At 67.7% G+C, this 24,664-nt stretch carries 23 protein-coding genes; 15 read left to right on the top strand and 8 right to left on the bottom strand.

Annotated elements, in window-relative coordinates:
• Positions 1-8: 8 nt before the first annotated feature.
• Together CUJ89_RS00420 and mnmC are read right to left on the bottom strand one after the other, a co-directional pair.
• A complete protein-coding gene (locus CUJ89_RS00420; protein WP_114175372.1) occupies positions 9-1,223 on the bottom strand; it encodes a cation:proton antiporter in 1,215 nt (404 codons plus the stop codon).
• A 672-nt stretch (positions 1,224-1,895) separates the two neighbouring features.
• Complete coding sequence (gene mnmC / locus CUJ89_RS00405) at positions 1,896-3,848, bottom strand: bifunctional tRNA (5-methylaminomethyl-2-thiouridine)(34)-methyltransferase MnmD/FAD-dependent 5-carboxymethylaminomethyl-2-thiouridine(34) oxidoreductase MnmC (protein ID WP_114175370.1); 1,953 nt, start codon at positions 3,846-3,848, stop codon at positions 1,896-1,898.
• A 388-nt stretch (positions 3,849-4,236) separates the two neighbouring features.
• Between mnmC and CUJ89_RS00400 the strand changes: the two genes are divergently transcribed.
• Positions 4,237-4,515: an HU family DNA-binding protein gene (locus tag CUJ89_RS00400; protein ID WP_006401505.1), complete on the top strand. Its 279-nt coding sequence runs from the start codon at positions 4,237-4,239 to the stop codon at positions 4,513-4,515.
• A 118-nt stretch (positions 4,516-4,633) separates the two neighbouring features.
• Here CUJ89_RS00400 and CUJ89_RS00395 read toward each other — a convergent pair whose 3' ends face one another.
• Both CUJ89_RS00395 and CUJ89_RS00390 read right to left on the bottom strand, forming a co-directional pair.
• Positions 4,634-5,947, bottom strand: a complete 1,314-nt coding sequence (locus CUJ89_RS00395; protein ID WP_114175368.1) for a GTP-binding protein — start codon at positions 5,945-5,947, stop codon at positions 4,634-4,636.
• A gap of 158 nt (positions 5,948-6,105) precedes the next feature.
• Entirely contained in the window at positions 6,106-6,555 is a 450-nt protein-coding gene (locus CUJ89_RS00390; protein WP_114175365.1) for a lytic transglycosylase domain-containing protein, read from the bottom strand.
• A 367-nt stretch (positions 6,556-6,922) separates the two neighbouring features.
• Between CUJ89_RS00390 and gspD the strand changes: the two genes are divergently transcribed.
• Genes gspD through gspF form a run of 3 tightly spaced genes read left to right on the top strand, consistent with a single transcriptional unit; the run spans position 6,923 to position 11,989 of the window.
• Positions 6,923-9,271: a type II secretion system secretin GspD gene (gspD, locus tag CUJ89_RS00385; protein WP_114175363.1), complete on the top strand. Its 2,349-nt coding sequence runs from the start codon at positions 6,923-6,925 to the stop codon at positions 9,269-9,271.
• Positions 9,268-10,767, top strand: coding sequence for a type II secretion system ATPase GspE (gene gspE / locus CUJ89_RS00380; protein WP_114175361.1), 1,500 nt, complete (start codon positions 9,268-9,270; stop codon positions 10,765-10,767). The genes gspD and gspE overlap by 4 nt, the downstream gene beginning before the upstream one ends.
• Positions 10,768-10,771: 4 nt before the next feature.
• Complete coding sequence (gene gspF, locus CUJ89_RS00375) at positions 10,772-11,989, top strand: type II secretion system inner membrane protein GspF (protein ID WP_114175359.1); 1,218 nt, start codon at positions 10,772-10,774, stop codon at positions 11,987-11,989.
• Between the two features lie 30 nt (positions 11,990-12,019).
• Here the strand turns inward: gspF and CUJ89_RS00370 are convergent, their stop codons facing one another.
• On the bottom strand, positions 12,020-12,430 hold the full coding sequence (locus CUJ89_RS00370) for a type II secretion system protein N (protein WP_114175357.1): 411 nt from the start codon (positions 12,428-12,430) through the stop codon (positions 12,020-12,022).
• Between the two features lie 176 nt (positions 12,431-12,606).
• On the opposite strand from CUJ89_RS00370, the gene gspG reads away from it, so the two are divergent.
• The 8 genes from gspG to CUJ89_RS00330 are packed head-to-tail and all read left to right on the top strand — an operon-like array spanning position 12,607 to position 18,686.
• Complete coding sequence (gene gspG, locus CUJ89_RS00365) at positions 12,607-13,059, top strand: type II secretion system major pseudopilin GspG (RefSeq protein WP_114175355.1); 453 nt, start codon at positions 12,607-12,609, stop codon at positions 13,057-13,059.
• Positions 13,060-13,098: 39 nt separating this feature from the next.
• A complete protein-coding gene (locus tag CUJ89_RS00360; RefSeq protein ID WP_114175353.1) occupies positions 13,099-13,668 on the top strand; it encodes a GspH/FimT family pseudopilin in 570 nt (189 codons plus the stop codon).
• A gap of 2 nt (positions 13,669-13,670) precedes the next feature.
• On the top strand, positions 13,671-14,153 hold the full coding sequence (gspI, locus tag CUJ89_RS00355) for a type II secretion system minor pseudopilin GspI (RefSeq protein WP_415859040.1): 483 nt from the start codon (positions 13,671-13,673) through the stop codon (positions 14,151-14,153).
• Positions 14,131-14,820, top strand: a complete 690-nt coding sequence (locus tag CUJ89_RS00350) for a type II secretion system protein J (RefSeq protein WP_114175349.1) — start codon at positions 14,131-14,133, stop codon at positions 14,818-14,820. Before gspI ends, CUJ89_RS00350 begins: the two co-directional genes overlap by 23 nt.
• 2 nt (positions 14,821-14,822) lie before the next feature.
• A complete protein-coding gene (gene gspK / locus CUJ89_RS00345) occupies positions 14,823-15,953 on the top strand; it encodes a type II secretion system minor pseudopilin GspK (protein ID WP_114178434.1) in 1,131 nt (376 codons plus the stop codon).
• 26 nt (positions 15,954-15,979) lie between these two features.
• The gene (gene gspL, locus CUJ89_RS00340) at positions 15,980-17,359 is read left to right on the top strand and encodes a type II secretion system protein GspL (RefSeq protein ID WP_114175347.1); all 1,380 of its coding nucleotides are present in this window, start codon (positions 15,980-15,982) and stop codon (positions 17,357-17,359) included.
• The gene (gene gspM / locus CUJ89_RS00335; protein WP_114178433.1) at positions 17,356-17,862 is read left to right on the top strand and encodes a type II secretion system protein GspM; all 507 of its coding nucleotides are present in this window, start codon (positions 17,356-17,358) and stop codon (positions 17,860-17,862) included. The genes gspL and gspM overlap by 4 nt, the downstream gene beginning before the upstream one ends.
• A gap of 35 nt (positions 17,863-17,897) precedes the next feature.
• Positions 17,898-18,686 (top strand): type II secretion system protein N, encoded by a 789-nt coding sequence (locus tag CUJ89_RS00330; RefSeq protein WP_114178432.1) that lies wholly within the window; start codon positions 17,898-17,900, stop codon positions 18,684-18,686.
• Positions 18,687-18,707: 21 nt separating this feature from the next.
• On the opposite strand, the gene CUJ89_RS00325 is transcribed toward CUJ89_RS00330, so the two are convergent.
• The gene (locus CUJ89_RS00325; RefSeq protein ID WP_114178431.1) at positions 18,708-20,249 is read right to left on the bottom strand and encodes an efflux transporter outer membrane subunit; all 1,542 of its coding nucleotides are present in this window, start codon (positions 20,247-20,249) and stop codon (positions 18,708-18,710) included.
• A 260-nt stretch (positions 20,250-20,509) separates the two neighbouring features.
• Positions 20,510-20,794, bottom strand: coding sequence for a multidrug ABC transporter ATPase (locus CUJ89_RS00320; RefSeq protein ID WP_114178430.1), 285 nt, complete (start codon positions 20,792-20,794; stop codon positions 20,510-20,512).
• A gap of 174 nt (positions 20,795-20,968) precedes the next feature.
• Between CUJ89_RS00320 and CUJ89_RS00315 the strand changes: the two genes are divergently transcribed.
• The 3 genes from CUJ89_RS00315 to CUJ89_RS00305 all read left to right on the top strand — a co-directional run bounded on the left by CUJ89_RS00315 (position 20,969) and on the right by CUJ89_RS00305 (position 23,535).
• Complete coding sequence (locus tag CUJ89_RS00315; protein ID WP_114175345.1) at positions 20,969-21,457, top strand: MarR family winged helix-turn-helix transcriptional regulator; 489 nt, start codon at positions 20,969-20,971, stop codon at positions 21,455-21,457.
• Between the two features lie 177 nt (positions 21,458-21,634).
• On the top strand, positions 21,635-23,197 hold the full coding sequence (locus CUJ89_RS00310) for a DHA2 family efflux MFS transporter permease subunit (protein ID WP_114175343.1): 1,563 nt from the start codon (positions 21,635-21,637) through the stop codon (positions 23,195-23,197).
• A gap of 89 nt (positions 23,198-23,286) precedes the next feature.
• Positions 23,287-23,535, top strand: a complete 249-nt coding sequence (locus CUJ89_RS00305) for a type II toxin-antitoxin system Phd/YefM family antitoxin (RefSeq protein WP_114175341.1) — start codon at positions 23,287-23,289, stop codon at positions 23,533-23,535.
• Positions 23,536-23,611: 76 nt separating this feature from the next.
• Here the strand turns inward: CUJ89_RS00305 and CUJ89_RS00300 are convergent, their stop codons facing one another.
• The gene (locus CUJ89_RS00300; protein WP_114175339.1) at positions 23,612-24,538 is read right to left on the bottom strand and encodes a LysR family transcriptional regulator; all 927 of its coding nucleotides are present in this window, start codon (positions 24,536-24,538) and stop codon (positions 23,612-23,614) included.
• Positions 24,539-24,664: the final 126 nt, after the last annotated feature.

Genomic DNA, 24,664 nt, shown 5'->3' with positions numbered 1-24,664 from the left:
TTCCGGAATCAGTTGCTGTCGCTGCGTTCGCCGACCGCCGACAGGCAGCGGTAGACGACGAACGGGCTGACGAGCTGCAGGATCACGATCGTGCACATCACGATCGCGCGCAGGTGCGGGTCGAAATTCGGATAGAGCTGGTAGGTATCGTCGACGAGCAGGTACGACAGCGCGGACATCGGCGTGAGCGCGATGCCGAGCGCGACGCCCTGCTTCATCCCGATGCCGCTCGGCTTCGCGAACGCGACGACGCCGGCCAGCTTCGCGACGAGCCGCGTGACGATCAGCACGATCGAGAGCAGCCCGCCGAGCGCGATGTCGCCCCACGTGAACGACGTGAGCGTCAGCACGAACAGGACCACCGTCAGCAGCCAGCCGGCCGTGCCGAAGTGCTCGGGCCATAGCTGCGGGCGCGCTTCGAGGTTCTTCACGATGATGCCGGCCAGCAGCAGCGTGAGCAGCGTCGACAGCTTCAGCGCCTGGGCGACGGCAATCGCGAGCATCACGAGCCCGAACAGCGCGACGAACGAATGCTCGTCGCGCATCGTCGACGTCATGTGACGGAACAGGAAATTGCACGAACGCGCGACGAGATACGCGACGATGAACGACCCGGCGAGCAGGTAAAGCGGTTGCAGGATCGTCGCGAAAACGTTGCCGTACGCTTCCTGGTGGAGCCAGCTCGTCACGAGCTTGGTCAGGACGATCGCGTACACGCTGTTGAGCGCGGTCAGCGTGATGAGGCGTTGCGACACCTGCCCTTCCGCGCGCAGTTCGGTCTTGAGCTGGATCACCATCGACGGCGACGTCGCGATCGCGATCGCCGACAGCACGAGCGCGACCATCCCCGATACGCCGAGCGCGAGCATCACGAACAGCACGAGCACGAACGTCAGCGTGGCTTCCGCGAGGCTCGACGCGACGAGCCACGGATTGCGCCGGATCCAGCGCAGGTCGAGGCGGCTGCCGAGCTCGAACAGCAGCAGGCCGAGCGCAACGTCGATCAGCAGCCGCGACGTTTCGTCGGTGCTCGCGTCGATCACGCCGAATCCGAACGAACCGGCAATGAGACCGATCACCGCGTAACCGGTGATGCGCGGCAGGCGCCACGCGCGATAGCACAGCTCGCCGCACAGGCCGGCCGCGAACAACGCGAGCCCGGCCCAGAACACGGCATCCGGCGCGAGCGGCCAGTTGGGCAGGAATGAGAACGCCGACTTCATCGTGGTGACTTCTCCTTTGGAAGCGACCGCCAGCGACACGGGGTCAAGCGTCAGAAATGGATGCGCGCCGGCTGGGTATCGCCCCGAATGTGATTGTTGTGGTCGACGACGGCGGGACATGGGATCCGCCTGTTCCGCCACTCGGCGGAAAGTCGCTCAGGTTGCCGATCTGGATTGTCGGCCTGGTGTGTGAACGGACTGCGCAGTCTCGAAGATTCAGATTCGAAATCGTGCGGACCGTTCCATTGATGCATGTCCGGCGCCTGGCCGGACGAACGCGAAGGAAACCGATTGTGCCACAGCTTTTTCGGTCTGGAACCCATTGGATCGACTCGCGGCGCTGTGCGGCAGCACAAGGTCTTTGGTTTCAACGGTTTACTTGTATATATACGTAGTAGAAGTTAACAAAGGACGCACAATTCTGTGGATAACTTCGGTTTACGCTGACAGATCAAGGCGTTGGAGAATCTATAACCCGTTGCACAGGCTGTTCGTGCACAGAGGTTTGAGATGAGTAACTTTGGGGCCGTTTCACAGCTGTGCGAGTTGCCCAGTTTACGTCCACTGTGATTACACACGAAGTGCGCGCGGATTCCGAGCGGTTATCCACAGCGTCGGGTGGATAACCTTGTGCGAGAAAGTCGGGAAACTGTGAGCAATTCGTGCGACCGTTCAGCCGGCTGAACCGACGCGGCGCGCGCGCAGTGCGCGGATCAGGAAGCGTGCGGGGTCGACGGCTTCGGCGAGTTCGCGCTCGAGCGGCCACGGCTCGCCTTCTAGTTGCGATGCGATCAGTTCGGCGCCGAGCGCGGCCCATACGAGGCCGCGCGAGCCGAAGCCGAATGCGCCGTAGAGGCCGGGCGTGCGCGGCAGGTCGCGCGCCTTGGCGCCGCTCAGTGCGCGCGCGTTCGCGACGGCCTGCGTCTCGTCCGCGAGCGGGCCGATCAGCGGCAGACGGTCGCCGGCGACCCAGCGGAACGCGACGCGGCCGCGCAGCGTGTCGAGATTCGGCAGCTCGCCGATCAGGCCCGGCAGCAGATGCCGCACGCGGTCGAGGTTTTCGAGGTGGCCGGCCGCGCGCATCGCGGGATCGACGTCGTCGGGTTCGAACGTCGCGCCGATCAGCAGCGAGCCGTCGTCGAGCGGTACCGCGTAACCGTCGCCGATCGCCGGGCACGGCAGCGGCGCCGCACTGCCGGGCGGCAGCAGCGTGAGCTGGCCGCGCACGGGTTGCAGCGCGACATGCTGCAACCCGGCGAGGCGCACGGCGTCGCCCGCGTTCGCGAGCACGACGACGGGGGCGTCGGCCAGCGTGCCGCCCGCCGCGTCGAGCGCATGCCATGCGTCGCCGCGCCGCTCGAGCCGCGCGACGCCGGTGGATGCGAGCAATCGCACGCGTTCGCCGGCCGCGGCGCATTGCGCCGCGCAAAGCCCGGCCGGCCAGACGGCGCCGCCGTGCGGAAACAGCAGGCCGCCCTGCGCGACCGGCAGGTTCAGATGGGCGCGCGCGGCATCGGCATCGAGCAGCGACGCATAGTCGGACGGCGCGCCGAGCGCATCGAATGCGTCGCGCATCCGCGCGAAGTCGTCAGCCGATTCGGCGAGATGGATCATCCCGTGCGTGCTGTGCGCGAAGACATGACCTGCGCGTTCGAGCGCACGCCAGCGTGCGATCGCATGCAGGAAGCCGCCGCGCGTGAGCCGGCTCGCGACGTTGTCGTCGCGCGTCATCAGCGGATGGAATACGCCGGCCGGATTGCCTGACGCTTCGCTCGCGATCCGTTCGTGCCGCTCGATCAGCGTGACATCCCAGCCGCGCGCGGCCAGGCGTTCGACCACCGCGCAGCCCGCCAGACCCGCGCCGATCACGATCGCGCGGCACGTCGTAACGGGCAGTGCGCGCGGCGGCTCGTGCCGGCGCGTGCGCCAGCGCGGCGCATATTCGCCGACGAGCACATCGTCGACTTCGCGATACGTGAAGCCTGCTTCGCCGAGTGCGTGTTTTACGACGCCGGAATTCGCCTGCGTCGCAAACGTTGCACCTTCGCCGGCGATCTTCGCGAGCGCGCGGATCATCTCGGGCGACCGGAGATCCGCGTCGCCCGATGACGCGAAGCCGTCGAGACAGAATGCATCTGCGCGCGCGACGAGCTTCGTCAACATCTCGGTCGCCTCGCCGAACGCGAGCGTGAGCACCACGCGCCCTTCGTCGAATTCGAGCCGGTGCAGGCCCGGCACGAGCATCGGCCACGCGTCGACCAGTGCATCGACGTCCGCCGATATGGTTGTGTTAGCAACGATATACGAAATCGCGCGGCGCAGGTCGTCGCGCGAGAACGGGTGCGGCTCGACCGCGACGAAATGCAGCCGCTCGCAGCGCGCGGGATCGTCGCGCCACGCGGCCCATGTCGCGACGAAGGTGCCGCCCGCGCCGAATCCGGTCGCGACGATCGTGAACGTGCGGCGCCGCTGCCAGCGCGCCGGTAGCCCGTTGCCCGCGACGAACACGGGATGCGCGTGCGCGAGCGCGCGTGACGCACCGCGATGGAGGTCGCCGAACTCGGGCGAGATGAGCGTGCCGTCGTCGCGAAGGGCGAGCGTGGCGGGAACAAGTCGGTCTGGCATGCGAAACAAAAAACGTGGCAGCCAAGCCTGGAAAGGGATTGCGCGGGGCCGTCCAACCGGCCGTTGGAAAAAGCCAACGGGGCGGCGCACGGGCGGACCGCGCTGCGTATCCTGTCAGGTTGGCGCAGGTCAAAAAACGGGCAATCGACGATTCATTCGGCGAAATACCGATGAAAATCTTTGAAACCCTTGTCGTTATTGGGTTTGCGCTGCGCTATCATAGCAACGCCGTACCGCGGGGTGGCCGCCGGCAAGCCGGAGGGCGCGTCGCGCGGGCCAGGATTCGGCGCTGTGCCGTCGGAGTCTGACTCTCGACGGCACGGTTCGCGCACGTATAATCGGCGCGTTCGCGCTGTTCGTGTCAACCTAACCTGATAAAGGAACCTTAATGAACAAACAGGAACTGATCGACGCCGTCGCCGCCCAAACGGGCGCCAGCAAGGCTCAAACCGGCGAAACGCTGGACACGCTGCTCGAAGTCATCAAGAAGGCCGTGTCGAAGGGTGATGCGGTTCAGCTGATCGGCTTCGGCAGCTTCGGTTCGGGCAAGCGCGCAGCACGTACGGGCCGCAACCCGAAGACCGGCGAAACCATCAAGATCCCGGCAGCCAAGACGGTCAAGTTCACGGCTGGCAAGGCGTTCAAGGACGCCGTCAACAAGCGTTAAACCAGCGCCTGTTCCAGAAAAAACCCGCCTTTCGGCGGGTTTTTTGTTGGGCGCGCGCGGCATTTTCGCCACAGTCCGCGCCGCCCTTGCAAGATTTAACGGTTGTTTTTACAAGCCGTTACGCGTGTACGATCTGCGTGTCGCCGTGATCGTCGTCGTCGTGCGAATCGACATCCCACGCCGGGAACGGATCGTCGAACGCGTGCCATCCCGCCGCACCGAGTGCGAATTCTGCATCGGTCAGCAGGCACGCGTCGAGTTTCGCGCGCCATGCATCGGCGTCGAGCGCGATGCCGATCAGCACGAGTTCCTGCCGGCGATCGCCGACCGCGCGATCGTCGAGATCGCCCTGCCATTCGGCGCGGATTTCCGCGAGCAGCTCGTCGTCGTCCGGCCATTCCGCGCGATCCTGCGCGGCCCACCAGAGACCCGCCGGGCCATGCCGGCATACGCCGCCCGCCTGCGACAGCGAACCCGCGATGTCGTTGCGCGTGGCGAGCCAGAAGAAGCCCTTGCTGCGCAATACGCCCGGCCACTCCTGGTGCAGCAGCGCCCAGAGTCGCGCCGGATGAAACGGCCGGCGTGCACGGTAAACAAAATTGCCGATCCCGAATTCGTCGGCTTCGCCGTGCACGTGCGCATGATGCTGATCGTGGCAGTCGGGGTCGTCGCAATGCGTGTGATCGTGATCGAGCGACGCGAGCCAGCCCGGTGCGTTCGCGGCCTCGTCGAAATCGAAGCGGCCGGTGTTCAGCACTTCGCCGAGCGGCACGTTGCCGAACGTCGACACGACCTGGTGCGCGCGCGGATTGAGCCGCGCGAGGATGTGCTGCAGGCGTGCGAGTTCGTCCGCGCCGACGAGGTCGGCCTTGTTGATCACCAGTACGTCGCAGAATTCGATCTGCTCGATCAGCAGCTCGACGAGCGTGCGGTCGTCGTCTTCCGACGCGGCGATGCCGCGCGTTGCGAGCGCGTCGTCGGAGCCGTAGTCGCGCAGGAAGTTGTACGCGTCGACCACGGTGACGAGCGTGTCGAGCCGCGCGATTGCCGACAGCGACGTGCCGTCGTCGTCGACGAACGTGAAGGTTTCGGCGATCGGCATCGGCTCCGCGATACCGGTCGATTCGATCATGATCGCGTCGAAGCGCCCTTCGGCCGCGAGATTGCGGATCTCGACGAGCAGGTCGTCGCGCAGCGTGCAGCAGATGCAGCCGTTCGACATTTCGACGAGGCGTTCCTCGACGTGCGACAGCGCCTGCGCTTCGCGCACGAGCGACGCGTCGATGTTGACTGCCGCGAGATCGTTGACGATCACGGCGACTTTCAGGCCCGCGCGGTTCGCGAGGATGTGGTTGAGCAGCGTGGTCTTGCCGGCGCCGAGGAAGCCGGACAGCACGGTGACGGGCAACGGCTGGTTCATTGCCGGATTCATAACGATAAGCACCAACGGAAAAAATGAAAAAGCGGCCGCGGCGCCCTTCCGGGGCGCGATCGGCCCGTGGACGGGCGAACTTGCGGCGTGAGCCCGCATTGTGCATCAAACGCGCGCCGGCCGGCCGGCACGGCGTCAGGCCGCACGACGGCGCAGCGTCATTGCGCGGGCGGCAGCAGCTTCCACTGCGTCAGGATGCCGGCGATCTGCCGAGCGTACTTGTCGCGCAACGACGGGGTTTCCGAATGATAGGCGCCGATGGCCTGCCACGTGTTGCCGTAGCGGTTCATCTTCTGTTTGAGATGCCACGCGGCGATGTAGACGTTCTTGCACGGTTCCATCAGCGTGTCGCGGTCGATCCCGTAGCGCGACAGCGCCGACAGGTGGATCGAATTGATCTGCATCAGGCCGTAGTCGATCGAGCCGTTCGTATTCTTGTTCAGCGCGCCGGGCCGGTTGCGTGACTCCTGCCATGCAATCGCGCGCAGGATCAGCGGATTGACCTGCTGGTATTTGGCCGCCTCGTCGAAACAGTCCGCGCGTGCGTTTGCGCTGGCGAACCACGCGCCGGCGGCGATCAACGCGATCGAAGCGAACCGTCTGTTCATGGTGCGGAAACGAAAAGGAATTGCGCGAGGGTCGGGAAAACCCGCGCCTGTTATTCGTGCGACGCGAAACGCGCCGCCCGTATCATACCGACAGTCCGTCAGGTTGCGACATACAGAAATACGGCAGTCCGGTTATACCGCATTTCCGTGTCGGTTCATCGCGAAAACGGGGGCGATGGCCGGCATGCCGAGATAGCGTCGAATCTTACATATTGCATACGGCTCGCCGGATACATGTCGTATGTGAGACAGTCCTCGGATCAATGTGATATTTCGGACATGAAAAACTGCTAATGTCGCCTCTTTCGGACTTGGATCCCAGCACTACCGCCGGAAGTGGCCTGAGCCGGCATCGACCCATTCATCCATGACAAGAAATCGCTTCGTTATGCGGCGAGTTGCCACGACCTTGATCGTCGCCGGCATCATCGTCTCGCAGGCCGCCTACGCTCAGGTCACGCTCAACTTCGTCAATGCGGATATCGACCAGGTCGCCAAGGCGATCGGCGCCGCAACCGGCAAGACCATCATCGTCGACCCCCGTGTGAAGGGGCAGCTCAACCTCGTTGCCGAACGCCCGGTGCCGGAAGACCAGGCATTGAAGACGCTGCAGTCGGCGCTGCGCATGCAGGGCTTCGCGCTCGTGCAGGATCACGGCGTGCTGAAGGTCGTGCCCGAGGCCGACGCGAAGCTGCAGGGCGTGCCGACCTATATCGGCAATGTGCCGCAGGCGCGCGGCGACCAGGTGGTCACGCAGGTGTTCGAGCTGCACAACGAATCGGCGAACAACCTGCTGCCCGTGCTGCGGCCGCTGATCTCGCCGAACAACACGGTGACGGCCTACCCGGCGAACAACACGATCATCGTGACCGACTATGCGGACAACGTGCGCCGCATCGCGCAGATCATCGCGGGCGTGGATAGCGCCGCGGGCGCGCAGGTGCAGGTCATTCCGCTGCGCAACGCGAACGCGATCGACCTCGCCGCGCAGCTGCAGAAAATGCTCGACCCGGGCGCGATCGGCAACAGCGATGCGACGCTGAAGGTGTCGGTCACGGCCGATCCGCGCACCAACGCGCTGATGCTGCGCGCGTCGAACGCGTCGCGCCTCGCGGCCGCGAAGCGGCTCGTGCAGCAGCTCGACGCACCGAGCGCGGTACCCGGCAACATGCACGTCGTGCCGCTGCGCAACGCCGATGCAGTGAAGCTCGCGAAGACGCTGCGCGGGATGCTCGGCAAGGGCGGCAACGAAAGCGGCTCGTCGGCGTCGTCCAACGATGCGAACAGCTTCAACCAGAGCGGCGGCTCGTCGTCGAGCGGCAACTTCTCGACCGGCACGTCCGGCACCCCGCCGCTGCCGTCGGGCGGCCTCGGCGGCTCGTCGTCTTCGTCGTCATCCTATGGCAGCGGCTCGTCGGGCAGTGGCGGCGGTCTCGGCACCGCCGGCCTGCTCGGCGGCGACAAGGACAAGAGCGACGACAACCAGCCGGGCGGGATGATCCAGGCCGACTCGGCGACCAACTCGCTGATCATCACCGCGTCCGATCCGGTCTACCGGAACCTGCGCTCGGTGATCGACCAGCTCGATGCGCGTCGTGCGCAGGTCTATATCGAAGCGCTGATCGTCGAGCTGAACTCGACGTCGCAGGGCAACCTCGGCATCCAGTGGCAGGTCGCAAGCGGCCAGTTTCTCGGCGGCACGAACCTGAACCCCGGGCTGGGTCTGGGCAACAGCATCATCAACCTGACGGCCGGCGGCGTGGCCAACGCCGCCGGCGGGGTCACCGGCGGCGGGCTTGCCTCCAATCTCGGGCAGTTGTCCCAAGGGCTCAACATCGGCTGGCTGCACAACATGTTCGGCGTACAGGGACTCGGCGCGCTGCTGCAGTATTTCGCGGGCGTGAGCGACGCGAACGTGCTGTCGACGCCGAACCTGATTACGCTCGACAACGAGGAAGCGAAGATCGTCGTCGGCCAGAACGTGCCGATCGCGACCGGCTCGTATTCGAACCTGACGAGCGGCACGACGAGCAACGCGTTCAATACCTACGATCGTCGCGACGTCGGCCTGACGCTGCACGTGAAGCCGCAGATCACCGACGGCGGGATCCTGAAGCTGCAGCTCTATACCGAGGATTCGGCAGTCGTTGCCGGCACGACGAGCGCGCAGACCGGCCCGACCTTCACGAAGCGCTCGATCCAGTCGACGATCCTGGCCGACAACGGCGAGATCATCGTGCTCGGGGGCTTGATGCAGGACAACTACCAGGTGTCGAACAGCAAGGTGCCGCTGCTCGGCGACATTCCGTGGATCGGCCAGCTGTTCCGTTCGGAATCGAAGGTGCGCGCGAAAACCAACCTGATGGTATTCCTGCGCCCGGTGATCATCTCGGATCGCAGCACCGCGCAGGAAGTCACGGCCAACCGCTACGACTACATCCAGGGCGTGACGGGCGCGTACAAGTCCGACAACAACGTGATCCGCGACAAGGACGACCCGATCGTCCCGCCGATGCCGATCGGCCCGAGCCAGGGCGGTACGGCCGCGGGCAACCTGTTCGATCTCGACAAGATGCGTCGCCAGCAGGTACAGCGTCAGGTGGTGCCGGTGCCGGCCCAGCCGGTGCCGGAGGCGACGCCCGCGCAGCCGCAGAGCGTGCCGCAGCAGGCGGTGCCGCAACAGCCGCTGACCGCCACGCCGGGAGCCTCGCAGTGAGCGACGTGCTCGCGTCTTCCGCGCACGACGGCGCGCCGGGCGAACGGCAGCCGCCGTCGCCGCTCGCCGCGCGCCTGTTGCCGTACGGCTTCGCGAAGAACGGCCAGGTGCTGATCGCGCACCAGCTCGACGACACGCTCGAGGTGTGGATCAGCGAACGCACGAGCGACGCCGCGCTCGCGGAGATCGCGCGCAACTTCGGCTCGATTTCCGTGCATCGCGTGCCGGCCGACGAGCTCGCGCAGGCGATCAACCAGGCGTACTCGCGCCAGGACGGCAGCGCCGCGCAGGTGGTCGGCGAGGTCGAAGGCGAAGTCGACCTGTCGCGGTTGATGCAGGACATCCCCGAAGTCGAGGATCTGCTCGAATCGGAAGACGATGCGCCGATCATCCGGATGATCAACGCGCTGCTCACGCAAGCGGCGCGCGAACAGGCGTCGGACATTCACATCGAGCCGTTCGAGAATGCATCGGTCGTGCGCTTTCGCGTCGACGGCACGCTGCGCGACGTCGTGCGCCCGAAGAAGGCGCTGCACGGCGCACTGATCTCGCGGATCAAGATCATGGCGCAGCTCGACATCGCCGAGAAACGCCTGCCGCAGGACGGCCGCATCACGCTGCGCGTCGGCGGCCGGCCGGTCGACGTGCGCGTGTCGACGCTGCCGACCGGGCACGGCGAGCGCGCGGTGCTGCGTCTGTTGGAAAAGGATGCGGCGCGCCTGAACCTCGAAGCGCTCGGGATGGGCCGCGACACGCTCGGCCAGTTCGACAAGCTGATCGCGCGCCCGCACGGCATCGTGCTCGTCACCGGCCCGACGGGGTCGGGCAAGACGACGACGCTGTATGCGTCGATGTCGCGGCTCGAAACCGCGACGACCAACATCATGACCGTCGAGGACCCGATCGAATACGACCTCGGCGGCATCGGCCAGACGCAGGTGAACGAGCGGATCGGGATGACCTTTGCCCGTGCGCTGCGCTCGATCCTGCGCCAGGATCCGGACGTGATCATGATCGGCGAAATCCGCGACCTCGAAACCGCGCAGATCGCGGTGCAGGCGTCGCTGACGGGCCACCTCGTGCTCGCGACGCTGCACACGAACGATGCGGCATCGGCCGTCACGCGTTTGACCGACATGGGCGTCGAACCCTACCTGCTCGCATCGTCGCTGCTCGGCGTGCTCGCGCAGCGCCTGGTGCGGCAGCTCTGCCCCGTCTGCAAGGAAGAGCGGCATGAGGAAGGCCGCACCGTGTGGCATCCGGTCGGCTGCGACAAGTGCGGGCATTCGGGCTACTCGGGCCGGCGCGGCGTATACGAACTGCTGCTGGTCGACGATTCGATCCGCGCGCTGATCCACCGCAACGCGGCCGATGCCGAGATTCTCGCCGCGAGCCGTGCGGAAGGGATGCGCACGCTGCGCGACGACGCCGAGCGCTGGCTTGCGGCCGGCGCGACGTCGCTCGAGGAAGTGCTGCGCGTGACGGGAGGCGCGTAGCGCGATGCCGGCATTCCGTTTCGAAGCGATCGATTCGGCGGGACGCGCGCAGAAAGGCGTCATCGATGCCGACAGCGCACGTGCCGCGCGCGGCCAGTTGCGCACCCAGGGGCTGACGCCGCTCGTCGTCGAGCCGGCTGCCAGCGCGACGCGCGGCGCGCGTTCGCAGCGGCTCGCGTTCGGCCGCAAGCTGTCGCAGCGCGAACAGGCGATCCTCACGCGCCAGCTCGCGAGCCTGCTGATCGCGGGGCTGCCGCTCGACGAGGCGCTCGGCGTGCTGACCGAGCAGTCCGAGCGCGACTACATCCGCGAACTGATGGCCGCGATCCGCGCCGAGGTGCTCGGTGGCCATTCGCTCGCGAATGCGCTGGGCCAGCATCCGCGCGATTTTCCGGAAATCTACCGCGCGCTCGTCGCCGCGGGCGAGCACACGGGCAAGCTCGGCATCGTGCTGTCGCGCCTGGCCGACTACATCGAGCAGAGCAACGCGCTGAAGCAGAAGATCCTGCTGGCCTTCACGTATCCGGGGATCGTCACGCTGATCGCGTTCGGCATCGTCACGTTCCTGCTGAGCTACGTCGTGCCGCAGGTCGTCAACGTGTTCGCGAGTACGAAACAACAGTTGCCCGTGCTGACGATCGTGATGATGGCGCTGTCGGATTTCGTGCGGCACTGGTGGTGGGCGATCCTGATCGCGGTCGTGCTCGTCGTGTGGTTCGTGAAGGCGACGCTGTCGCGCGACGGCCCGCGGCTCGCGTTCGACCGCTGGGTGCTGACCGCGCCGCTCGCGGGCAAGCTGGTGCGCGGCTACAACACGGTGCGCTTCGCGAGCACGCTCGGCATCCTCACCGCGGCCGGCGTGCCGATCCTGCGCGCGTTGCAGGCGGCCGGCGAGACGCTGTCGAACCGCGCGATGCGCGCGAACATCGACGACGCGATCGTGCGTGTGCGCGAAGGCTCCGCGCTGTCGCGCGCGCTGAACAACGTGAAGACGTTTCCGCCGGTGCTCGTGCACCTGATCCGTTCCGGCGAAGCGACGGGCGACGTGACGACGATGCTGGATCGCGCGGCCGAAGGCGAAGCGCGCGAGCTCGAGCGTCGCACGATGTTCCTGACGAGCCTGCTGGAGCCGCTGCTGATCCTGGCGATGGGCGGCATCGTGCTCGTGATCGTGCTGGCCGTGATGCTGCCGATCATCGAGCTGAACAACATGGTGCAGTAACGGCCTGATGGTCGGTCAGGCCGTCACCGTTCAGCGCATGTAGATCGCGGGGGACGGCGTGTTCGCCGGGAGCTGGATTTCGGCGCGGGCGCCGTTGCGGTCGACGACGATCGAGCGGGGGCGGACTTCGGCGAGCTTCGCACCGGGCGCGACGTCCGCGCCGAGCGACACGGCGCGCGGCGGTTCGCCGCCGACGCCGACGATCGCGGCGCCGCCGTGATCGAGCGCGAGAACGCCGAACAGGTGGATGTCCTGCACGGGATTTTTGTCGAGCTGACCGCCGAAGAGCGCCGCGGCGTCCTCGGTGCGGATCGGCAGCCGCGCGGCGGCGGCAGGCAGCGGCGCTTCGCGGGCCGACAGCGTGACGACCCAGTAGGTGGCCGTCGCGCACAAACCCGCGAAGAGGGCTAGGGAAAGGATCCGGATCGAGAGCGCGTTCATGCGCGCTATTGTACGGATCTATATGAAATTTGCGTTGGGTGAAAGCCCTCGGCGATGCGCGCCTTACAATGCGTGCTCCGCGCCCGCGGGTTCGGAAGGTTGCCGTCAGGCAATCGTCCGGGTGCGCAGGGTGCGTCACTCAATCGACGACATTTTTTGGAAAGAGGTAGTCAGTCATGCAAACGTGGATCACTCGCCGCAACGCGGCCGTGCGTCGTCAGCGCGGTTTCACGCTGATCGAGATCATGGTGGTGGTCGCGATCCTCGGGATCCTGGCGGCACTGATCGTGCCGAAGATCATGAGCCGCCCGGACGAGGCGCGCCGCATCGCCGCGAAGCAGGACATCGGCACGATCATGCAGGGCCTCAAGCTGTACCGTCTCGACAACGGCCGCTATCCGACCCAGGAGCAGGGCCTGAACGCGCTGATCCAGAAGCCGACCACCGATCCGATCCCGAACAACTGGAAGGACGGCGGCTACCTCGAGCGCCTGCCGAACGATCCGTGGGGCAACGGGTACAAGTACCTGAACCCGGGCGTGCACGGCGAGATCGACGTGTTCAGCTACGGCGCCGACGGCAAGGAAGGCGGCGAAGGCAACGATACCGACATCGGTTCGTGGCAATAAGCCGTCGCTGATCGGCCCGACGCTTCGTTCCCGTTCTTCATGCGCGCCATTCGCACGACCTCCCGCTGCGGCCGCGATTGCCGTGTGCGTCGCGGTGCGGTGCCGTCCGTATCGGCGCGTGCCGATGGCGGGCCGATGAAGCACGGCGCGCGACATCACCGCGCGCGCGGCTTCACGCTGCTCGAAATGCTGGTCGTGCTCGTGATCGCGGGGCTGCTCGTGTCGCTCGCGTCGCTGTCGCTGACGCGCAATCCGCGCACCGACCTGCGCGAGGAAGCGCAGCGCGTCGCGCTGCTGTTCGAGACCGCCGGCGACGAAGCGCAGGTGCGCGCCCGGCCGATCGCGTGGCAACCGACCGCACACGGCTTCCGGTTCGACGTGAGTTCGCCCGACGGCTGGCGCACGCTGCGCGACGACCTGCTGCGCCCGCGCGACTGGGACGGCGGCGTGACGGGCGCCGACATCGACTATCCGGGCTCCGACACGCACGCGAGCCGCGTCGTGTTCGGCACCGAGAGCATCGACACGCCGGTGCGCGTGACGCTGCATTCGGCCGCCGGCAGTGCGACGATCGTCGGCACCGGCAACGGCCGCTACGAGGTGCAATGACGATGCGTCGTCGCTCGCCCTTCCCCATTTCCTCATCGCACCCCAGTCCCCCGAGGGGACTTCCTGCGGGGCGCGGCACGTCCTGCGGAAACCGGCCTGCGTCCGGTTTCCTCGGGGCGCACGGCTTCACGATGATCGAGGTGCTCGTCGCGCTGGCGATCATCGCGGTCGCGCTCGCCGCGTCGATCCGCGCGGTCGGCACGATGGCGAACAATGCGTCCGACCTCCATCACCGGCTGCTCGCCGGCTGGAGCGCCGACAACGCGCTCGCGCAGTTGCGGCTCACGCATGCGTGGCCGCAGGTCGGCGAGCAGAGCTTCGACTGCTCGCAAGGCAACGTGCAGCTCGTCTGCACGCAGCGCGTGAGCGCCACGCCGAACCCCGTGTTCCGGCGCGTCCGGGTTTCGGTGAGCATGCCCGGGCATGCCGGCGTGCTCGCGCAGATGGTGACGGTGGTCGCGAATGAAACCAGCCGCCCGCTCTGACGCGCCGATGCGCCGCCCGCCCGCCCGCCCCGCCCGCGGCTTCACGCTGATCGAGCTGATGATCGCGATCGCGATCCTCGCGGTGGTCGCCATCCTCGCGTGGCGCGGGCTCGACCAGATCATGCGCGGCCGCGACAAGGTTGCGTCCGCGATGGAAGACGAGCGCGTGTTCGCGCAGATGTTCGACCAGATGCGCATCGACGCGCGGCTTGCGGCGACCGACGACGAGGCCGGCCAGCCCGCGATCGGCGTCGCCGGCAGTACGCTGCAGATCGTCCGCGAACTCGACGTGCCGGGCGCCGCGCCGCGGCTGCAGGTGGTCCGCTACCGGATCGCCGGCGGGCGCGTCGTGCGCTATGCGTCGCCGCCGCTCGACGACGCGAACCGGCTGCAGAGCGTGCTGAAGGACAGCAGCGTCGAAGGCTGGAGCTGGGTCGCGCTGATGGGCGGCGTCGGCGCGATCGACGCGAAGCTGTACGTGCCGCGCGTGGGCTGGACCACCAACCTGCAGACGGCCGATGAAGCGCTCGCGCAGAACAACGATGCGCTCAAGGTGCCTCAGATCGGCAACGCGCCGCCGCAGCGCGCGGTGACGGGGCTGCAGGTCAGCATCGGCGCGACGTCGCTGCGCGTGCCGGTCACGCGCATATTCCTCGTCGGGGAATGACGATGCGCGCGCGCCCTCACCGCTCATCGCCCGCCAACCGCACTGCTGCACGTATGCATGCACGCGGCCGCCAGCGCGGCGCGGCGATCATCACCGCGCTGCTCGTCGTCGCGCTGTCGGCGATCCTGGTATCGGGGATGCTGTGGCGCCAGCAGGTGCAGATCCGCCGCATCGAGAACCAGCGCGTGATCGCGCAGGCGCAGTGGGTCGCGCGCGGCGCGCTCGACTGGACGCGGATGATCCTGCGCTCCGAAGGCGACACGGCGCCCGGCATCACGTATCTCGGCGGGATCTGGGGCGTGCCGATCGCGAAGACGAAGCTGTCGGACTTCCTCGGCCGGATCGGCGCGCCCAACGACACGGGCGGCGAAGACACCTATATCTCCGGCTCGATCGAGGACGCCCAGGCGAAGTTCAACCTGCGCAACCTCGTGTCGGCGCCGGCGCCCGGCGTGCTGCAGCTGAACGTCACGCAGCTCAAGGCATTCCAGCGCCTGCTGACGACGCTCGGCTACGACGGCGCGTTCGCGAAGCGCATCGCGCTGCAGGTGCGCGCCGGCCTCATGCATTCGGCGACGCGTTTCCAGATGCCGACGCTGCCCGGCGGCGGCGGTACGGCGCCGGCCACCGCGCCGGTGACCACCGACCAGCAGGGCGGCAGCAACTTCACCGACGATCCCGGCATGTCCGGCGGCGACCGCGGGCCCGCGCCGCTGATGATGACGCGCGTCGACAGCCTGCTCGACGTCGACGGCGTGACGCCCGAGATGGTCGCGCGGCTGCGCCCGTTCGTCACCGTGCTGCCGACCACGACGCCCGTGAACATGAACACCGCGCCGGCCGAGGTGATCGCGGCGCTCGTGCCGGGGATGAGCGTGTCGTCCGCGCAGGCGCTCGTGTCGCGCCGCGAGACCGTGTTTTTCCGCAACGTCGGTGACGTGCAGCTCGCGCTGCGCGGCGCCGGCGCGCCGAACGTGACGATCGACTCGAGCCTCGTCGACGTCAATTCGAGTTATTTCATCGTGCATGGCCGGATCCAGCACGACCGCGCGGAGGTCGACCGCACTTCGCTCGTGTATCGTGATCCGACCACGCACTCGACGCGGATCGTGCGCATCCGCGACCAGCTATAACGACGCCATTCGGGAGAGGAGCTCTTGTGAGCACGTTGATTGTTTCTTTGCCGCCGCGCGAGCCTGCCGTGCCGTTGCAGGAATGGCAGTGGCCCGAGCTGCCGTTCACGCTCGTCGACAAGGCCGGGCATGTGCAGCGCGCCGGCCGCGCCGCGCTCGCGCTGCTGCCGCGCGCGAATGCGACGGTGCTGATCGTCGCCGCGCGCGACGTGCTGCTGCTGGCCGCGACCGTGCCGCCGCTCAAGGGACCGAAGCTGCGCCAGGCGCTGCCCAACATCGTCGAGGATCAGCTGATCCAGGATCCGCTCGGTTGCCACATCGCGCTCGATCCGGACGCGCTGCCCGACGGGCGCCGCGTGCTGGCCGTGGTCGACCGCGCGTGGTTCCGCACGATCTGCGACGCGTTCACGGCGGCCGGCCATCGGCACCTGAGCGCGGTGCCCGCGACCCGCTGCCTGCCGGTGCCGCGCGCGTCGGCCGAAGCGGCATCCGCCGTGCCGGCCGACGGTGAGGTCGCCGGCCTCGCCGATGCCGCGGTTGCCGCGGTCGCCGTCGAGCCGCCCGCCCGCCCGGCGCTGGTTGCCGCGGTGCTCGGGCTCGCGACGTCGGTCGAACCGGTGCTGGTCGAGGCCGGCGCACTGCCGGCCGCGGCCGGTGTGCCGCGCCTCGAACTCGCGGTTGCGCGCGGTGCGCTCGGCGAAGGCTTTGCGGCGCCCGCGTCGAGCGCCGCCGGCACGCTTGCCGCGCTCGCGCGCGGCGGCGACGTCGAACTGTACGAACTCGGCGAACCGGGCGCGGAGCCGCGGCTCGCATCGGTCGGCCGCACCGACGGCCCGCTGCTGCCGGGTGCCGCGCCGCTGTCGTTCGACGCGTTCGCGCGGCGCGCGCTGGCCGAGCGGTTCGATCTGTGCCAGTTCGAATTCGAGTCGCAGCCGTGGCGCTTCGATCGCGCGACGGTGAAGCGCCTGCGCGTGCCGCTCGCCCTCGTCGCGGCGACGCTCGGCGTGGCAGTGATCGGGATGAACCTGCACTGGTGGAAGCTGTCGCGCGAGCGCGATGCGCTGTCCGCGCAGGTCACCGAGACGCTGCTGTCCGCGTTCCCGAAGACGACGACGGTGCTCGATCCGCCCGCGCAGATGCAGCGGCAGCTCGACCAGTTGCGTCTGGCGGCGGGCGAGCTGTCGCCGAACGATTTCCTCGCGCTGTCGAGCGGGCTGTCGCGCTCGATGGGCGCGCTGCCGTTGAACGGCATCGCGTCGCTCGACTATCACGACCGGCGGCTCGACGTCGGCTTCAAGCCGGAGGTCAAGGTCGATCCCGATTTCACGCAGCGCCTCGCGCGCAACGGACTGTCCGGCGAAGTCGACAGCAACACGGGCAAATGGACGATCCGGAGCCGCTCATGAAGACGGAACAACTGAACCAGACGCTGGCCCAGTTCTGGGGTGAGCGCTCGCCGCGCGAGAAAACGCTGCTCGGCTGGGGCGGCGCCGTGCTGGCGGTCGTGATCGCGTATTCGGTGCTGTGGTCGCCCGCGCAGGAAGGCCGCGCGCGGATCCTGCGCGAACTGCCGACGATGCGTCGCGAGCTCGCGCAAATGACCGCGCAGGCGAACGAGGCGAAGTCGCTGACTGCCGCCGCGCAGGGCGTCGCGCCGACCGGCCTGGCGCTGAAGGACGCGCTGATCGCGTCGCTGTCCGATCACGGGCTGCAGGGTGCGCAGGTGCAGATCGTCGGCAACGGCGTGCAGGTCCAGATGAAGAACGTGTCGTTCCCGGCGTGGACGCAGTGGCTCGACGATGCGCGCCGGCAGTTCAAGGTGCAGGTCGGCGAGGCGCACGCGACCGCGCTGAAGGAAGACGGGCAGGTCGACCTGACGGCCGTGATGCAACCTTCCGTACAGAAATAAATGACGCAGTGGATGACGCAAGCGGCGGTCCGCCGATGAGGCCGTGGACGAAGCGGCTCGTCGCCGCGTTGCCGTGGGTGGTGGCAGGCGGGCTCGCGACGGCGGTGACGCTCGTCGCGCTCGCGCCGGCCGCGTGGATCGCGCCACAGTTCGCCCGCGCGACCGGCGGGCACGTGAATCTCGTCGATCCGGACGGGTCGCTGTGGCACGGCTCGGGCACGCTGATGCTCGCGCCGGGCGCCGACCAGGGCGCGGCGACGCTGCTGCCGGGCCGGGTCGAATGGACCACGCGCTTCTGGCCGCTGCTGACCGGGCGCGTGCAGATGCGCATGCGGCAGACCGAGGCGATGCCCGATGCCGTCACGCTGGATGCGACGTGGCGCGGCGCGGTGCTGTCGGCGGGCACGATGGCCGTGCCCGCGTCGCTGCTCGCGGGGCTCGGCACGCCGTTCAACACGCTCGACCTGCAGGGTGACGTGCGGCTCGGCTGGACCGACTGGCGCCTGTTCGGCCACAACGCGTTCGGCCAGCTGACGGTGACGATCGACTCGATGAGTTCGCGCGTGTCGCGCGTGAAGCCGCTCGGTTCGTACCGCGCGGTGCTGCAGGCGAAGGGGGCGGGCGCCGATCTCGACCTGTCGACGACGCAGGGCCCGCTGTTCCTCGACGGGCACGGCAACTTCGGCGCCGGCCAGGGATCGTTCCGTGGCACCGCGCATGCGGCGCCCGAGCAGCAGGCAAACCTCGCGGGGCTGCTGAACCTGCTCGGCCACCCGATCGGGAACAACGAGGTTTCGCTGATCTTCGGCGACGCGATGCGCTGACGCGCGCGTCGCCTTCTTCCGTTACTTCTGCGCGAGCGGCGCGGCCGCACCGGACGCCGGGACGGGCGCCGGCGCAGCCATGTCGCCGTTCTCGCGCGCCATGTCCGACGCATCCCAGCCACCGCCGAGGGCCTTCACGAGCCCGACCGACGACGTCATCCGCTGCCCGGTGATCGTCGCGAGCTTTTGCTGCGCGGTGAAGGCGGTGGTCTGCGCGGTCAGCACGTTCAGATAGGCGACCGTGCCGGCCTTGTACTGGTTCGTGACGATCGCGAGCGCGTGTTCGGCACTGTCGACGGCCTGCCGCTGCACGTCGATTTCCTGCGCGAGGATGCGCTGCGACGCGAGGTTGTCCTCGACGTCCTGGAACGCGGTGAGCACCGCGAGGCGATACGCGGCGACGTCCTGGTCGTAGGTCGCGCGTGCGGCGTCGGTCTGCGCGGCGCGCAGCCCCGCGTCGAACAGCGTGGCCGCGAGCTGCGGGCCGACCGTCCAGAAACGCGCCGGCAGCGTGAACAGCTGCGACCACACCGAGCTCTGGAAGCCGCCGGTGGCCGACAGCGTAAGCGTCGGGAAGAACGCGGCGATCGCGACGCCGATCTGCTCGTTCGCGGCGGCCGCACGGCGCTCGGCCGCCGCGATGTCGGGCCGGCGCTCGAGCAGCGCGGACGGCACGTCGACCGGCGTGATCGGCGGCTCGGCCGCGAGCGGGTTCGGCGGCAGCGAGAAGGTCGACGCCGGTTCGCCGATCAGCGTGGCGATCGCATGCTCGAACTGCGCACGCGCGACGCCGTTGTCGATCAGCGCCGCCTGCGCGCTCTGCAGCTGGGTTTGCGCCTGGATCACGTCCGCGCGCGCGGCGACGCCCTGCGCGTACTGGTTCTGCGTGAGCTTCAGCGACTGTTCGTACGACTTCACGGTGTCGTCGAGCAGCTTCTGCAGCGCATCGGACGTGCGCAGCTGGAAATAGGTTTGCGCGAGCAGCGCCTGCTGCGACAGCCGCGCGTTCGCGAGATCGGCCGCGGCGGCGGCTTCGCCGGCGCGCTGCGCGCTGACGGTGCGGCTCACCTTGCCCCACAGGTCGGGTTCCCAGCTTGCGTCGAGGCCGACGCTGTAGCTGTTGCCGATCGATCCGGACGAGCCGCTGCCGACGTTCGACGACGAGCCCGACGACAGCGACGTGCGCGGCGTGCGGGCGCGTGAGCCGGACGCGGTCAGCCCGACGGTCGGGAAATATGCGGCGCGCGCCTCGGTGACGAGCGCGCGCGCCTGCCGGTACGCGGCCGCCGATTGCGCGATGGTCTGGTTCGATGCGTTGAGCTTGCCGATCAGCGCATCGAGCTGCGGATCGTTGTAGACCGTCCACCACGCGCCGCGATCGGTGCGGTCGGCGGGCTGCGCGACCTTCCAGCCGGCCGGCGCTTCCTTGAACGCGGCGGGGATCGACGTGTCGGGCCGATGATAGTCGGGCCCGACGGCGCAGCCGGCGAGCAGCACGGCCGTCGCAACGGCGACGGCGGCGCTCAGCGGGCGAAGGGCGCGCGGGAGGGAGGCGTACGGCATCGTGGTTTTCCTGTCTGGGCGCGGCGGCCGGCGAGCGGCGTCGCGCGATGCGGTCGTCATGCCGCTGGCGGACAAATGGTAACTGACGGCGGGGAAGCTGCGCAGCCCTAAGGGTACGGTGCGCGACGGCAGGAATGTGTTACCGGCGCGAGCGGCCGGTTTACCGGCCATTACGGATCGCTTGCGACGAGACAGGCGCGCGACGGCGGCCGCGGGTAGCGCGGCCGGCGATCAGTCGGGATGGCGGGAGCGACGTGGCGTCAGTGACAGCGCACGGGCACCGGCACGGGTTCGGCGGCGGCCCGCCATGACGACGGCTCCGTCGCGGCCGGCTGGCTCGTGCGGCGTGCGCCGCCCTTCGCGTTGCGCTGCCGGTGATGATCGAACCATGCGAACCCGAGCGCCGCGAGCGAACCGCCCGGCACGACCAGCATCGTCACGTACAGCGCGATCTTCCAGCCGCGGTGCGGCCCGGAAAACACATGATGAGCGGTATCGGTCAGGTTGCGGCGCAGCGCGCCGGCGGCATTTTTCAGGAACAGCATCGCGAACATCCTCGGGTGCCCGGCAGCGCGGGCGAATCGGTCAGAACATCGTCTCCGGCAGTGCAACATGCACGTCGTAACTGGTTGCCTCAAATAATATTGACTAAGCAATCAATTTTCAAGATACTGGGCGCGTTTTAACCTGAAACGCACTATTGCTGCGAGCGCAATCGCATGACCGGCGGCCTCTACGATCCCGAGAACATCGCGCTGGAAACCAGCCTCGGCTATTACTTGACGAAGGCACGGCAGGCGCTCGTCGAGCGAATGGACCGCGCGCTCGAGCCGCTCGACCTCACCGCACAGCAGATCGGCGTGATCCTGTTGCTGTCGCGCGGCTATGCGCGCACGCCGTTCGAGCTGTCTCGCAAGATGTCGTACGACAGCGGTTCGATGACGCGGATGCTCGACCGGCTCGAACGCAAGGGGCTGGTCGCGCGCTCGCGCAGCGAGCAGGACCGCCGGATGATCGAGCTGACGCTGACCGAACGCGGCGCCGATGCGGCCCGCGCGCTGCCGTCGCTGATCGCGACCGCGCTCAACGCGCAGCTCGACGGTTTCTCGGCCGACGAACTCGCAATGCTCACCGGCCTGCTGCAGCGCTTCATCGCCAACGGGCCCGGCACGCCCGGTTGCCCGAAGCCCGACGAAGCGGACTGCTGATGCGCACGGAGGCCCCATGTCTAGGTTAAGCATTCGCTTATTTCTCTGTCTGGGCAGAAGATGACAGGGCACGCGCTCCGCTTTTCCTCTTATCCGTTCCACCCGGCCGGGCCGCGCTGCGTCGCGCACCCGTGCGTTGTGCCGGCGCGTCGCGCGCGCCGCGTCTAGGAGATTCCGATGTCCGCCACCACGGCATCTGCCGCCTCCCCCGCCGCCGAACCCGCACCGCTCACCGGCGGCGCACTCGCGCTGCTCACCGTCGGGCTTGCGCTCGGCACCTTCATGGAAGTGCTCGACACGTCGATCGCGAACGTCGCGGTGCCGACCATCTCGGGCAGCCTCGGCGTCGCGACGAGCGAAGGCACGTGGGTGATCTCGTCGTACTCGGTCGCGTCCGCGATCGCGGTGCCGCTCACCGGCTGGCTCGCGCGGCGGGTCGGCGAGGTGCGGCTGTTCACGCTGTCGGTGCTCGCGTTCACGGTCGCGTCGGCGCTGTGCGGCCTCGCGACCAACTTCGAGACGCTGATCGCCTTCCGGCTGCTGCAGGGCCTCGTGTCGGGGCCGATGGTGCCGCTGTCGCAGACGATCCTGATGCGCAGCTACCCGCCCGCGAAGCGCGGGCTCGCGCTCGGGCTATGGGCGATGACGGTGATCGTCGCGCCGATCTTCGGCCCGTTGCTGGGTGGCTGGATCAGCGACAACTACACGTGGCCGTGGATCTTCTACATCAACCTGCCGATCGGCATCTTTTCGGCGGCCTGCGCGTACGTGCTGCTGCGCGGCCGCGAGACGAAGACGTCGAAGCAGCGGATCGACGCGATCGGCCTCGCACTGCTCGTGATCGGCGTGTCGTGCCTGCAGATGATGCTCGACCTCGGCAAGGATCGCGACTGGTTCAACTCGTCGTTCATCACTGCGCTCGCGCTGATCGCGGTCGTGTCGCTGGCGTTCATGCTGGTGTGGGAGGCGACCGAGAAGGAGCCGGTGGTCGACCTGTCGCTGTTCAAGGATCGCAACTTCGCGCTCGGCGCGCTGATCATCTCGTTCGGCTTCATGGCGTTCTTCGGCTCGGTCGTGATCTTCCCGCTATGGCTGCAGACGGTGATGGGCTATACGGCCGGCAAGGCCGGCCTCGCGACCGCGCCGGTCGGGCTGCTCGCGCTCGTGCTGTCGCCGCTGATCGGCCGCAACATGCACCGGCTCGACCTGCGGATGGTCGCGAGCTTCGCGTTCATCGTGTTTGCGGGCGTGTCGATCTGGAACTCGACGTTCACGCTCGACGTGCCGTTCAACCACGTGATCCTGCCGCGGCTCGTGCAGGGGATCGGCGTCGCGTGCTTCTTCGTGCCGATGACGACGATCACGCTGTCGAGCATTTCCGACGATCGGCTCGCGAGCGCGTCGGGGCTGTCGAACTTCCTGCGCACGCTGTCGGGCGCGATCGGCACCGCGGCCAGCTCGACGTTCTGGGAGAACGACGCGATCTATCACCATGCGCGGCTGTCGGAATCGGTGAGCATCTATGCGCAGAACACGACCGACTACCAGGGCGCGCTGTCGCAGCTCGGCATCGTCGGCCAGACGGCCAACGCGCAGCTCAACCAGCTCGTCACGCAGCAGGGCTTCATGATGGCGACCAACGATTTCTTCCTGTTGTCGGCGTTCATGTTCATCGCGCTCGCGGCGCTCGTGTGGATCACGAAGCCGAAGAAGGGTGCGGGGCCGGCGATGGGGCATTGAGGGCGGCGTGAGATGGCGTAACCTTCGTCACGTTGCCCAATTGCGTCGGACCAGGAAGGTGTTTGAGCCTGGCACGTACTGGAAATGCGATGCGAACCTATGACATACATGACGCGAAGACGAATCTGTCGCGTCTGATCGATGAAGCCGTCCATACCGGCGAACCCTTCGTGATCACGAAAACCGGCAAGCCGCTCGTCGAGGTTGTGCCGATCAATACGCACGAATCCGCTCCACTGAGCCGGATCGGCTTCATGAAGGGGCAGATCCGTATCCCGGAAGATTTCGGTGCGATGGGCAACACTGCTATTGGGAAGCTGTTCGAGGGCGACGCATGATGTTGCATTCCCGCACAAGCCCGGTGCTCTTATCAGGCCCCATCCAGCACGTCTGATCGCGCGCCACGCCCGGGCATCACGCCCTCGCCCGCAACCCGCCGAACGCGAGATCGTCGCCGGGCGCGATCGGCAGCGTCGCCCGTGCAACTTCCAGCCACGCGCGCGCCGCGTGCGACAGATACCCCTTCTTCAGCCAGCCGAGCGCGATCGCCCACGTGATTTCCGGTTCGACGATCGGCCGGCACGTGAACTGGCCCGTGTCGAGCCGCCGGCAATACGGCTCGGGCAGCAGCGCGATGCCGACCCCCGCATGCACGAGCGCGGCCATGAAATCCCAGTGGCCGCTGCGGCTCACGATCGACGGCGTGAAGCCGGCCTGACGGCACGCATCGAGCACCGCGTCGTGCAGCGCAAGGCTTTCCGCGTAGAACACGAACGACTCGCGCGCGAGATCGGCGAGCCGCACGGCCGCTTGATCCTCCCAGCGCGATTCGCGCGGCGCGACGAGCCACAGCGGCGCGCGCACCATCGGCAGCCGCTCGAACGTGCCGGGGTCGACCGGCTCCAGCAGCCCGCCGAGCTCGAGCTCGCCCGACATCAGCGCCGCCTCGATCATCCGCGCGCCCTGCTCGAACAGCTTCAGCTCGATGTTCGGATAGCGCTGCTTGTACGCGGCGATGATCGGCGTGAACAGCGACCCGCCGAGCGGCGGGACACCGATCGTCAGCTCGCCGCGCCCGAGCGTGCCGAGATCGTTCAGCTCCGACTGCAGCTGCGCCTGTGCGGCAAGCACGTCCTGGCCGCGCTGGAACACGATCCGCCCCGCGTCGGTCAGCACCATCTGCCGGCCGTCGCGCAGCAACAGCGGCGAACCGATCTCGTCCTCGAGCGCCTTCACCATCTTGCTGATGGTCGGCTGGGTCACGAACAGCTTGTCGGCTGCCGCGGTGAAGCTCTGCTGGCGGACCACCTCGACGAAGTACCGCAGCGCGCGCAATTCCATCGATCACTCCCCAAATTGGTGCAACGATCTCAAACGAATTCCGAATTGGAATGTGAAGGATAGAGACAAGTCATTTTATTTATGGATAAGGGAATCCTATACTTGCCCCATCGTTGAAATATCTGT

Origin of the sequence: Burkholderia pyrrocinia, assembly GCF_003330765.1 — a bacterium.
Classification (GTDB): domain Bacteria; phylum Pseudomonadota; class Gammaproteobacteria; order Burkholderiales; family Burkholderiaceae; genus Burkholderia; species Burkholderia pyrrocinia_B.
This window is presented reverse-complemented; position numbering and strand designations above follow the sequence as displayed.